The 13,362-nt window shown below is 37.4% G+C and carries 11 protein-coding genes; all 11 read left to right on the forward strand.

The window, feature by feature from the left end; translation table 11 throughout:
• The first annotated feature begins 3 nt into the window (after window positions 1-3).
• The 11 genes from J3U75_RS04235 (at window position 4) to J3U75_RS04285 (ending at window position 13,353) form a co-directional block, all read left to right on the forward strand.
• Window positions 4-1,395, forward strand: a complete 1,392-nt coding sequence (locus J3U75_RS04235; RefSeq protein WP_267390685.1) for a 3'-5' exonuclease family protein — start codon at window positions 4-6, stop codon at window positions 1,393-1,395.
• The gene (locus J3U75_RS04240) at window positions 1,379-2,647 is read left to right on the forward strand and encodes a Y-family DNA polymerase (RefSeq protein ID WP_267390686.1); all 1,269 of its coding nucleotides are present in this window, start codon (window positions 1,379-1,381) and stop codon (window positions 2,645-2,647) included. Before J3U75_RS04235 ends, J3U75_RS04240 begins: the two co-directional genes overlap by 17 nt.
• A 712-nt stretch (window positions 2,648-3,359) precedes the next feature.
• Entirely contained in the window at window positions 3,360-3,905 is a 546-nt protein-coding gene (locus J3U75_RS04245; protein WP_267390687.1) for a cysteine hydrolase family protein, read from the forward strand.
• Window positions 3,906-4,138: 233 nt separating this feature from the next.
• Window positions 4,139-5,467: a hypothetical protein gene (locus J3U75_RS04250; RefSeq protein WP_267390688.1), complete on the forward strand. Its 1,329-nt coding sequence runs from the start codon at window positions 4,139-4,141 to the stop codon at window positions 5,465-5,467.
• Complete coding sequence (locus tag J3U75_RS04255; RefSeq protein ID WP_267390689.1) at window positions 5,464-6,369, forward strand: glycosyltransferase family 2 protein; 906 nt, start codon at window positions 5,464-5,466, stop codon at window positions 6,367-6,369. Before J3U75_RS04250 ends, J3U75_RS04255 begins: the two co-directional genes overlap by 4 nt.
• Before the next feature lie 1,025 nt (window positions 6,370-7,394).
• Window positions 7,395-7,856: a single-stranded DNA-binding protein gene (locus J3U75_RS04260; protein ID WP_267390692.1), complete on the forward strand. Its 462-nt coding sequence runs from the start codon at window positions 7,395-7,397 to the stop codon at window positions 7,854-7,856.
• A gap of 752 nt (window positions 7,857-8,608) precedes the next feature.
• Window positions 8,609-9,205 (forward strand): hypothetical protein, encoded by a 597-nt coding sequence (locus tag J3U75_RS04265; RefSeq protein WP_267390693.1) that lies wholly within the window; start codon window positions 8,609-8,611, stop codon window positions 9,203-9,205.
• A 95-nt stretch (window positions 9,206-9,300) separates the two neighbouring features.
• The gene (locus J3U75_RS04270; protein WP_267390694.1) at window positions 9,301-10,065 is read left to right on the forward strand and encodes a lytic transglycosylase domain-containing protein; all 765 of its coding nucleotides are present in this window, start codon (window positions 9,301-9,303) and stop codon (window positions 10,063-10,065) included.
• Window positions 10,066-10,256: 191 nt separating this feature from the next.
• Entirely contained in the window at window positions 10,257-10,571 is a 315-nt protein-coding gene (locus J3U75_RS04275) for a hypothetical protein (RefSeq protein ID WP_267390695.1), read from the forward strand.
• 12 nt (window positions 10,572-10,583) lie between these two features.
• The gene (locus J3U75_RS04280) at window positions 10,584-11,021 is read left to right on the forward strand and encodes a VirB3 family type IV secretion system protein (protein ID WP_267390696.1); all 438 of its coding nucleotides are present in this window, start codon (window positions 10,584-10,586) and stop codon (window positions 11,019-11,021) included.
• A gap of 43 nt (window positions 11,022-11,064) precedes the next feature.
• A complete protein-coding gene (locus tag J3U75_RS04285) occupies window positions 11,065-13,353 on the forward strand; it encodes a conjugal transfer protein (protein ID WP_267390697.1) in 2,289 nt (762 codons plus the stop codon).
• The last annotated feature ends 9 nt before the right edge of the window (window positions 13,354-13,362 follow it).

Here is a 13,362-nt window from a genome sequence, read left to right on the forward strand (position 1 = left end):
ACCATGTACTCAGACCAGCAACTAGCCTTTGTCGACATCGAAACCACCGGTGGTCGCACCACCAGCGACCGCATAACCGAAATCGCTGTCGTCTATACTGAAGCCGGCCAACAGCAGCTCTTCCATACCCTGCTTAATCCCGGCACCAGCATTCCGCCTTTTATTCAGGCACTCACCGGCATCAGCAACCAAATGGTAGAACAGGCACCATACTTCAATAACGAAATTGCCAGCCAGCTTGCCGCCATCTTCAAAGATCGCATCTTCGTTGCCCACAACGTACGCTTTGATTACGGCTTCATCAAAGCCGCCTTCAAGCGACTCGGCCACACCTTTAATCCGCAGCAACTGTGTACCGTCAAACTGTCACGCCAGCTCTACCCCGAACACAAACATCACGGCCTAGACAAAATCATCGCCCGCCACAATATCGACATGCACAACCGTCACCGTGCCTTTGCCGATGCCCGTGCCATCTACGACTTCTGGCAGCAACTCAAACACAACTTTTCCGCCGCTACCCTGCAACAGGCCTGCAAAACCATCATGCAGCGCCCCAGTCTGCCCGCCCACCTCAACAGCGACGTCCTGAAAAACATCAGCGACGACTACGGCGTCTACCTCATATACGGCGACAACGACCTGCCCCTGTATATCGGCAAGAGCAAACAAGTTAAAACTCGTTTGCTGAGCCACTTCAACCAGGATGTGCACAACAGCAAAGAAATGAGCCTATCACAACAGGCCAGAAAAATAGATATCATTCCCTGCAGCGGCGAACTGGATGCCCTGCTAACCGAATCAGCACAAATCAAACAGCGCCAACCCATTCTCAACCGCCGCCTGCGTCGCCAGAAAGACCTGTTTAGCTTCAGGGTCGACACCAATGCGCACGGCTACGACACCCTGAGTATCGTCCCCATGCGCCATGTTCTACTTAATCAGCAACAGCGCTACTACGGCCTGTTTCACAGTAAAAGCGATGCCCAGAAAACCATCAGAACCAGCATCAACAACACAGACCTATGCTTGCAAACACTCGGCATCGAAAAAGGTAGCAGCAATCGCCCCTGCTTCCGCCACCAGCTACACCAGTGCAGCGGCGCCTGTGTCCACAAAATCACTGCCGACATGCACAACCTAAAACTGGCATTGGCCTTACAAAAAATCAAACTGGCCGCATGGCCGTTTAACCATTACGCCTACGTCAAAGAAAAACAGAAATATCACCTCTTCCACCACTGGATTTATCTTGGCACTGCCAGCAACAGCGACGAACTGCACACCATCCTCAGCCAACCACAAGGCCAGCTGGATCGCGACATCTATCAGATCATCCAGCAACACAAACACCGCCTACAAGCCCTGAATCCCGCCCATGTTTGCCCTGATTGATGGCAATAACTTCTATTGCTCCTGCGAAAGGGTTTACCGCCCTGAGCTCAGACAACAGCCTATCATCGTACTCAGTAACAACGACGGCTGCGTCATCTCACGTTCCAACGAAGCCAAAGACTTAGGCATCAAAATGGGCGTACCCTACTTCCAGATTCAGCATCTCATACAGCAAGGCAAACTAACCGTTTTTTCATCCAACTACGAACTGTATGCCGACCTATCACGGCGCATGATGAGCACCATCGCTTCCCTTGTGCCCGCCATCGAAATCTACTCCATCGACGAATGCTTTGCCGACCTGCAAGGACTAAGCAACCTGCACCAGATTGGACACAACATCCGCAACCGCATCCAGCAATGGGTTGGCATACCCACCTGCGTCGGCATTGCCCCCACCCGAACACTGGCCAAATTCTGTAACCACCTAGCCAAACGCCACCGCCGCCATTTCAACGGCGTTGTCGTCTGGACAGACTGGAGTCACAACATCCAGCAACGTGCCCTTGCCAGCGAACCCGTCACCGAAATCTGGGGTATCGGCCGCCGAATCGGCCAAAAACTGGCCGCACAAGGCATCCACACCGCCCTCGACTTCATCAACGCCCACACCCACACCCTGCGCAAACAATTTGGCGTCGTACTCGAACGCACCCAGCGCGAAATGCAGGGTATCCCCTGTAGCGAACTCATTATTGAAGAAGCCAACCGCCAGAATATCGTACGCAGCCGCAGCTTCGGCAGAATGGTCACCAGCCTCGAAGGCCTGCAAGCAGCCATCAGCCACCACATCACCGCTGGCGCCGCCAAACTGCGCGAACAGCATAGTCAGGCACATATCATCGGCATATTTATCTACACCAACCGTTTTCGCCACGACCTGCCCCAATACAACGGCTACCAATTCATCAAACTGCCACAGGCCAGCGCCGACACCATCACCCTGAATCAAATCGCCCAAAATTTACTGCGCCGCATCTACCGCCCCGGCTACGAATACAAAAAATGCGGCATCGAACTGGGCGGCATCGAACCAACACATCACTTCCAACAACTGGATTTACTCTGCCCCAGCCAACACAACCACCGCCCCGAACTGATGGCCACATGGGACAACATCACCAACCACTACGGCCGCAGTAGCATCCAGCTGGGTAGCGAACTGCAATCCAACCACTGGCTCATGACCCGTGCCCAACTTAGCCCCTGCTACACCACTCAGATAACTGACTTAGCTGTAATCACCAGTTAAAAATACACATGAATTAAACCATAATAAGTTTTTTATATAAAAATAATTAAATATCAGCTTATCTAGCAATACAGCAATAATTTATCTAAACAAATTCTATAACTGGGAAATCTGTGCAATAAATGCCTTTTAAATTTAGCTAATCTGGAACCTTCTATTTTTTGTTTCACACTCCCTGAGCATCAGAATCCACCATCCCGCATTCTAAAAAATTTCCAAATTTCTTTATTCCGTTAAATATTCATCTCAATTTTCTAGTCCAGAAATCTTGATTCATTAAGAAAAAGAAGAATAAGTACAACATACTAATACCAAAAACATTCAGGTACGAAAAATCACAGTTTTCCCATATCAGAAAACAGTAACCGGTTTACCTGCCAGAACAAATGCATAACACATGAGTCTAGAAGCATTTTCTACAACTATTTACACACCAAATTTTTCAGTTCGGTATTTTGCCCTGATGTGGGAAAAATAAAAGGAGTATTTAACGAGAGAGTGAACAGCCATAGCTAAACAGTATTAATAAAATTTAAATACCCTCACTTAATAACAGAAGCCAACAGACCGTCTTAATTCCTACATTAAAAGATATTGAAACAGTCACAAAAGCTTATAAAATGAGTCTATTTTCTACAGACTTCTTCTAAGCAGAAGAGTTATTATTTGATCTTATGAGATATCATCAAAAACCACAATTTAAACATCATATATGAAAGCACTGATTTCAATCGATTACACCAATGACTTTATCGCAACAGACGGCGCGCTTACAACCGGAAAAGCCGGACAATCAATTGAAAACGCGATGGTGAATTTAACCAAAACCTTTATGGAACAGGGAGATTTCGTAGTATTTGCCATAGATGCACACAAAGCAGATGATAATTATCACCCTGAAAACAAACTTTTCCCGCCACATAATATCATCGGTACTCAGGGGCAAGAATTGTATGGCGTACTCAAACAACTATACAGACAAAATCAAACCAACCCACAAGTATACTGGCTGAATAAACGCCATTATTCCGCTTTCAGCGGCACCGATCTGGATATACGCTTGCGTGAAAGAAATATTACCGAAATACATTTAACCGGTGTATGCACCGAAATTTGCGTCCTACATACCGCCATCGATGCCTATAATCTGAACTATAAAATAGTCATACATCAGAGTGCCGTTGCCAGCTTCGACTCTATTGGTCATGAGTGGGCATTAAATCATTTTCAAAACACTTTGGGTGCAACTATAGTATGATGATTTAATTTTGATAACTGAAATTAAAAGGAATAAACTAATATATTTCTAAAATAAGAGAAAATCATAACAATACTATTAAGTATAAGTGATGAAACTAATAAATCTTTATAATTATATAATGTATTGTTTTATACATATAGACATATATTAATTTTTAACTTAATCTATTATTTATTGGCAAATAGTATTTAATTATTTTAATAACACTAAGATAATAAGGAAAACAGGATTTGAACAAATATAATTTACATTTATTAATTATATCCATATTTTTAATACCATTATCTATCTATTTAGTTTATCCAGGCATAATATATGGCGACACATATAATCAATATTATCAAGCGTTGACCAATAACTATGAAGATTGGCACCCTCCAATATTAAGCCATATATGGCGCATTCTTTTAATTACAACAGGTACTAAATATTCTTTATATGCTATATTAATTATTATCAATAGTCTTTCACTAGTATTATTATTATCAAACTTAAAAAAAAGATACGTTGCACTACTTTATTTAATTTTATATTTTTCACCTTTATTTTTTAGTTATTTTGGCTGGGTTTATAAAGACTTTTTTCTTGCAACATTAATATTATTGATTAGTGGACTATTACCAATATATCTAAAGCATAAAAATATAATATTTAGAATTATATTAATACTTTTGTTAATCTTCACCTCTCTTTTTAGGGCAAATGCAGCTTTCATAACTGCTCCAATAATAATGTATTTAGCTTTTTCCAATTGGAATAAAAAAATCATATGTTATTCTGTTTTATTATCTATTTTATTAGTTTTAGTTCAAAGTCCAATAAACCATACAATACTTAAAGCACATAAAAATTATCCAATAATATCCCTAAAAATATTTGATATCTCAGGCATATCTCATTTTAGCAAAATAAATTACTTTCCTATTGGTCTTTCAGATCATGAGAAAGATATGGTACTAGGAAAATGTTACTCGTCAGAATTATGGGATAACTATGCAGGATGGGGAAAATGTAGTTTTCTTCTCAACAAATTAAGTAGTGGTAATAACAATAATATAAAAGCTGTCAATGAGTTACTGACAAAACAATGGATAGCTTCTATTAAGAAACATCCATATTATTATATTAAGCATCGTATCAGTCATTTTATAATATTTCTCACAAACCATAATTCATATGGATATGGTTTAGATTTGGGCTTTTACGATGCTAGTAAAGATAACGAAATAACTTATGAACCTAAATCCCAAAAATTTGAATCCACTTATAAAAAAATATTTTTGAATAAAAATAGCTTATTCTCCTATACGCTTAGTGGTCTTCCATGGCTATTAGTCTTAATCATATTATTTATAAAAACATTTAAGAAAAATTTTGATTTTAATTCACAACACTATAAATTGATTAATTGTCTTTGCTTTTCCGGTATTTTTTATATAGGAATGTATTTGTTTATTGGTGTTGCCAGTGACTTAAGATATTTATTACCATCTCAGTATTTAGGCATAGCAGCAATAATATATTTTTATACTTATAAAATAAAGGATATAAAGAAATGAATGTGGCAGTCTTAATACCATGTTATAACGAAGCCATTACTATTGAAAAAGTTATAAATGATTTTCGTAAGGCCGTCCCCAACTCAACTATTTATGTTTATGATAACAATTCATCTGATGGGACAAAAGAAATTGCAAAAAATACTGGAGCCTTGGTTAAAGAAGAATATATTCAAGGAAAAGGAGCTGTAATCAGAAAAATGTTCGTAGATATTGATGCGGACTACTATATCATGGTTGACGGTGATGATACATATGATGCCCAAATAGCGCCAAAAATGTTGGAATTAGCTATACAAAACAACTATGATTTAGTTAATGCTATTAGAATAGAAACTGAAAATAATGCTTATAGGTCAGGTCATAAACTTGGTAATAAAGTAATCACGGGAGCAGTAAAAATATTATTTGGTAATCGAGTTCATGATATGCTATCAGGATATAAAATTTTTTCTAAGCGATTTGTAAAGTCATTTCCTGCAAATGAAAAAGGCTTTGCAATTGAAACTGAAATAGCCATACATGCTCTCCAATTGAATGTAGCTATTGGACATATTGAAGCTCCTTATAAAGGAAGACCAGAAGGCTCTACGAGTAAATTAAATACCTACAAAGACGGTATGCGCATCTTAATGCTGATTATCAAATTATGTAAACATGAAAGGCCATTATTATTATTCGGATTTATTTCAATGATATTCATAATAATATCGCTTATATTATTCACTCCAATTTTAATTAATTACTATAATACGGGTTTAGTTCCAAGATTTCCTACATTAATAACATCTATAGGAATTGGAATTGTAGGTATTATTACTTTTTTTTCTGGACTTATTTTAAATACAGTCACCAAAGGTATAAAAGAACTTAAATACTTGTGTTTTTTAAATGTTAAATAAATTATAAAATTTATAAATGAAATAAAAATTCAGGTAGCTTCTTAGCTACCTGAATAATAAGAATACACTTAATATAATTAAAAATTAAATATTATTATTTAAATAAACTTAAAAATTTATTAGAACAAACCTATCTGTTTGCTTATTTTGTAAACATAGATCTAAATAATTATGATAAATGATAAATTTAATACATAAAAAATAAAATTTATTTCTCTCAGTAGTAATACGATTAATTTCAATTAAATGCTTTTTTATCAAGAATCAACCCAATATTTTTATTATTCCGATGCATTGAGTACATTCAAACATTACTTATTCCAATATATTTTAAGAATAGCTGAACAATGAAATAATTATATTTAATGTGTAATTTTTATTATAAAACAATAATTTTTACGTGTTAGGTCAATTAAACCCACATATTTAAAACCAATTAAAATTAACTATATAATTATTTAAATCAATCAATACAATCGAAAATATCTTCCGAAGACAATGGCCAGAAATCAAAGTAAATTTTTTTGTCCTAACGAAATCAGATAACTTTATACAATATTCATAAGTACTCTTCTTTAAAAAATATGAATATTTGCCGAATTACTGGCAACTGATCACAGCATAATTATTGATATACATTAGACAGAATAAATAATAAATAGAATTTGAAAATAAAAAAGCCAACATTAAATATGTTGGCAGTAATTTGGTGGGTCGTGAGCGATTCGAACGCTCGACCAACGGATTAAAAGTCCTAATACTGCGACATAACCCATTGATTTAGTTAAATAGTGATGCTTGCAAACTTAGTCATAATTAGTCACATTACATGACTTTTCGTCACAATTTGGGCACATCAAGAACGATTATCTAAACACTTTACAGAGCGTTTAGATAATCGTTTTTTTATGGAGATTTGAAGAAGCTTGACATCATGGCGATTAATGCACGAGTTGCTCAAAATTAATGCAAAACATACGAATCACGTCTAAATAAACATATTCACTTAAGAGGGTTTCATTCATATGTCTACTGTTAACAAAGTTATCTTAATTGGAAGATTAGGTCGAAAACCTGAAATACGTTATAGCTCTACGAATGACGCTATGGCCACTTTTACATTGGCCACAGAGGAAAAATGGAAAGACCGCACTGGAAATAAACAATCTCAAACAGAATGGCACAATATTACAATGTTTGGAAAATTGGCTGAGATAGCTAACCAGTACCTTGAAAAAGGTAGTTTAGTATTTATTGAGGGCCGCATTCAAAGTAAGAAATATATAGATACAAATCAAATCGAACGTTTGGCTTATAACATTATTGCAAATGAAATGCGAATGTTAACTTATAAAAATAACAATTCAACACCCATACAAAATTCAGCAGCAAATGCTAATAACTTATCACGGAAAACAGAATTATCTTCGAATCCCTCGCCGAATCAAAATGTTTCTCAATTCGCAGATGATGATATTCCGTTTTAATCCTAATAAATAATAATTTGTAATCTTAAAAATAAAGCTGGTCTCAAAAATTTATATCTATAAACAAGGGAGATTTATTTTTATCTTTTGCTACTGTCATTTAGTCACTAACGATCTGGCTTTTATTTATAGGAAGTTATCTTATGAATCAAGTAATAACTAATCTAGAATTGAATTCGACTTGGTATCAACTCCTTATGGATAAAGTGGATGCTTTGCCATGGTATTCAACACTTTTGTATAGTATTCCAGCTTTGACTCTTATCATTCTGTATTTTATTACTATTTTAGTTATATCTCTCACCAATCCCAAATGGATACGGAAACCAACTATTAGCAGTTGCCATATCATTAGTTTAATAATTTTGCTTGTCAGTTTAATCTATGCGTACTCATTATCCAGATTTAATGTATTGAGAACATATGATGAAAATAGCTTTTACTCTGATATGAACGAAATTGAAAATTCCCTAAATGCTAAATTAACAAATGAACAAATCCTTGAGAGTAAAAAACTGTTTATAGAGTGTCAGTTGAATAAAAACCTACAAAATTGTTACGTTGACAGATTAAGATTAGATGTCCTCAAAAAGCTTCAACATAGCTAAAAATTAAAGGGGCCAATTATGAGCCACATTTGTCTTTGACAGTAAAAGCCTTGGTACTTAATTCCAAATATTTCCTTTAATTATCTTTTAATTAATCTAGATGGCCCGCTAAAAGCAGGCTTTTATTTTATCTAAGAAAACATTATGACTAATACTAATATACAATATCCCAGTATGACTTTGTCTTATAATGAAAAAGGTGTATTGCAATTATATTATGGTGCTTATGCTGGAGCTTTCCCCAGCGCCATCATTGATAACATGAATCAAAAAGAGTTTCTTGCATTAAAAGCATTAATTGATATTGAAATAAACGAAAAACGAAGTTGTGAAACACTTAATGCTGCATACAAAGAGAGCAGACTACTTGTAGAAAAACAATCTATAAGCTCTGTTCTTAATGCCTTTATCACAAGTCTTAATATTGATGAGGAACGAATTATTGAACATAATTTACTGCCAGTAATTAGCCGAGCTTATGTCTCAATAGACAGCTCAGGCAAGGCGATTGTTGCCGTTGGCCAATCCCTACAATACGGGGCAGGAGTTAGTTATGATAGAAAGTATTTTGTTCATATTATCTCATTCGTAAAATTCTTTTATGCGAAATGGGGAATAATACACATTAATAATAATAAAAAATTACACGAAGTACTTGAGTTATTTTTCAATCAACTTGCACAGCATATTGGGCATAAAGGACGAATTTATACAAACAAACCACCGTCTGAATACCATTGAAAAGATAAATTATTATGAATCTATCAAAGGTATGGTTGAAAAAAATTTGCGATACGTCCTGATAAAAACATATGTTTTTAAGGTTGAAGCCAGATATGAAACTTTTAATAATCTTATTACTCTTTTTTCCATTCTTAGTTACAGCATCGACAAAACTCCAGAATATCGAAAATCAACAACCCGCTGCTACATCTGTACAGCGGGTTAATTTTAATCAGCTAGCCCAGCAATGCGCTAATAATGTTCATCATGACACATTACAGGCCATTGCCCGCGTTGAAAGCGGCTTTAATCCCTTTGCTATAGGTGTAGTCAGGGGTTCCCTTAAACGGCAGCCTCAGTCCTATACCGAGGCTGTAGCAGCAGCCAAGGCATTGCACAGTGCTGGTAAGAACTTCAGTATGGGACTGGTTCAAGTAAATAAAAATAATCTGGCTCGCTATGGCCTGACCTATGAAACGGTATTTGACCCCTGTAAAAATCTTGCTGCTGGAGCCAAAATCCTTACCGATTGTTATACGCGGGCCAGCCTTAATGATGGTGGCAAACTGAGCCAAACAACTCTACAGAAAGCTTTCAGTTGTTATTACTCTGGAAATTTTAATTTCGGCTTTAAACGTGATTTTCCAGGGCAGCCATCCTATGTTCAAAAAGTGGTTAATAGTGCTGCTCTTAATTCATCAAATACAACTTTACGTGTGCCAGCCATTATCCCTGCAGTGCAAACTGTTAAAACAATTCAACGCAGTATTCCCGTTATACCTTTCTCAAAAGTTCAACAGCAAAATGCTACTCAAGAGAACTCACCGGTGCCTCTTCAACGTACCAGCGCAAGCTGGGATGTTTTTAAAGAATTCTAGGTACTACCCCTATTAATCCAGGCTTTATGCCGTTTTTTAAAGCTCGCCTTGTGCGGGCTTTTTTTGTCGTTTCTGAAAGGAAGTTCATATGAGTTAAATATTCAATCTATATAGCATATTTCAATCGTTATACCGGCTTAAAGCCGGTTTTTTTTCGTCTGCAAAAACATATTTATTTAAGGAAATAATATATGCCTAGTAAATTAAAGCCCAAATTATCATGGCTGATGATTTTATTCTTCGCCGGATTTGCACAATGTGCTATGGCGGCCGGTGGAATGGCTGCACAGGGTGTAAGCATGGCAACCGAAGTACGGACAGCTATTTATACTGTAGTGGGCGTAATAGCTGGTTTATGCCTGTTATGGCAGTTTGTGCAAGGATGGGGTGGCCGCAAAACCTGGACTGATGTATTGGAAACAGGCCTATGGATATTCTGTGCCGGCGGTGCGTTTGCAATTGCTGGCTGGTTCTTTACTGGCGGCTCGAAGATGGTTTTCGGCTGATAAAGGAATTTTATGGCTTATGAACCCTCACATGAAACCATTGATACCGAACAATTAACGTTTAATGGTCTTGCACGTCAGGCAATGGTTATAGGCATACCTATAACTGCATTGGCTATATGTGGATTTGTAGGGGTAATAGCTGTAATGATTGCAATGCCTTTTCTTCAAGGAAAGGCATTTTTATTCATTCTGTTACCTACACCCATAATCGCATTTATGCACACTGCCTGTAAAAACGATGATCAGGCCCTAAGGATAATTCTATATGAATGTAAGTGGTTTTTACGTAGACGTAATGCGAAGTTGTTTAACAATACAACAACAATCCTGTCAACAAAATTTGGGAGACAGATAGATGATTATCAGCGATTTTTTGAGCAATATACTGCGAAATCAACCATCCGGAGTAGACTTTCTACCAAAGATATGCCAACACGTAACCAATAATATTGTCTGGTATAAATCTGGTCATTTATGCTTTGTGATACGTATGGAGGGCTTACCTTTTGATGGTGTAGACGATAAAGTTTTGTACCAACACTTTATTGGTTTGCGTACCATATTGGCTGCATGTGGCAAATCGTTTGGTGACAGGCTTGCGCTATGGTGTACATTACAACGCAAGAAAATCAACTTTAATCGTGACTACGACTTTCATACACCATTCACTAAAGATTTTGCAGCTAAATATTTAAAACGTTTTGAAACTGATGATTACTTTGAAAATGTGTTCCATCTTGCTGTTGTGATTAAGAATAGTGATATGGACGCGGGTATTAGAGAAGCAGAAGAACAAATAACCAGTCTGATGCATTCTCTTCAGCCATATGAACCAACGCTACTGACTGTATATAAAAACAGAGAAAACATAATTTTTTCTGAAGTATATGAATTTTTCAGTAGTTTGATTAATGGTAATAAACAGCAAATACCTTTATCTGACGTTGATGCCTGCCAAACCATACCAGGTGCAGATATACATTTTGGTACAGATGTATTTGAAATCCGCCCCCAGTGTGGCAAACCTAAATTTGCGCAGGCTTTTGATTTAAAGGATTATGGTCTATCTAAACCGAAGATACTTAATGATATTCTTACATTACCGTTTGAGTTCAACTTAATACAAAGTCTGATATACATTAATCCATATACCATGCTGTCTAATGTTCGCAAGCAACTGAACAATATGAAATCAGCTAATGATCAGGCTAGCGAACAACAAAATGAATTATATGTTGCTCAGGGTAAGCTGGTTTCAGGTGAATTGATGTTTGGCGATTATCATGCAGCATTGATTGTCTTCGGGAATAGTGCTAAACAGGCTTCTACTAATGGCTCGCGCGCTTACAGTACATTTCTGAACGCAGGCGGATTTCGATTTACTAAAGCAGGCCTATCCGCTCCATCCACATATTTCAGTCAGATTCCCGGAAGCAATGAACGTCCGCGGTCGTACCCAAAAACCACGACTAATCTAGCCACGACATTTGGTATCCATAATTATTCGCATGGGAAAAAGTATGGCAATCCATTAGGTGATGGTTCTGCAATTATGCCTTTAGCAACTGTATCTAATACTATCTTTGATTTTAACTTTCATTTCTCCAGAGATGGTGAAGATAATATTGGTGAAAAGGTAGCTGGCCATACTCTTATTCTGGGTGCAACTGGTACGGGTAAAACGACGACTCAGTGCGCACTTATGGCTTTTACTGAACGTTTTAATCCTGCTATGTTTATTATGGATTTGGATAGAGGCATGGAAATATTCGTACGTGCTGTAGGTGGAACATATTTCAGTCTGGAAGCTGGTCAGCCAACAGGACTAAATCCATTTCAATTACCAGATACTCCTGCAAACAGAGAATTCCTGTACTCACTGGTTGGCATTTGTGGTGCAGATGAAAACGGCAAGCTTACTGCAACTGAGGAAAAAGAAATTCAGTTCGCTGTTGATACTGTACTAGGCCTTGATTTTGATAACCGCAATTTCAGTCATTTGCTACAAAGTATTCCAATGCACCCAGATGAAAATTCGTTACGTGTGCGTCTGAGTAAATGGTGTAGAAGCGAAGGTGGCAGGTTTGCCTGGTGTCTGGACAATCCGAGCAACCTATTCAACCCTGAAGATTTTTTCAGAATTGGCATTGACCTGACAGATATACTCAAAGTGGATTATCCGCCAACTGCTCCGGTATTGGCCTATCTGTTTCATCTACGTGAAATAATGATGAAAATGATTGCTGAACAAAATGGTATTCTGGCTACCATTATTGAAGAGTTCTGGTACGCAGCTCGCTATGAAGTACTACAGGAAAAAATGCTGAAAATGCTCAAGGCAGACCGAAAACTTGGTGGCTGGCTGATTCTGGTTTCACAATCCCCAGAAGACGCTATTAATTGCCCAATTTTTGCAGCCATTATTCAGCAGACTCCTACCAAAATATTCTTGCCAAATCCAGATGCAGAATATGACGGTAGTTATCAGCGATGTGGTATCACTCGCAAAGAATACGATGAACTCATGGCATTGGGTAAGGAAAGCAGAACTTTTTTGATTAAACAATCAAAACAGTCTGCTTTTGCCAAACTGGATTTATATGGTTTTGAAACTTTAATGCCATTTCTGTCCGGTAGTTCAGATACAGTCGAATTACTGCATAAAATCATGGCCACATACGGTGATGAAACTGAACATTGGTATCAACCATTCTGTAATGCGGTACGTGAACGAAACTCTGAACGCAAACGCAAACAGGCAGAACTGTTAACTGCATAAGAAAGCTTA

The organism is Snodgrassella sp. B3088 (assembly GCF_026535815.1).
Classification (GTDB): Bacteria; Pseudomonadota; Gammaproteobacteria; order Burkholderiales; family Neisseriaceae; genus Snodgrassella; species Snodgrassella alvi_E.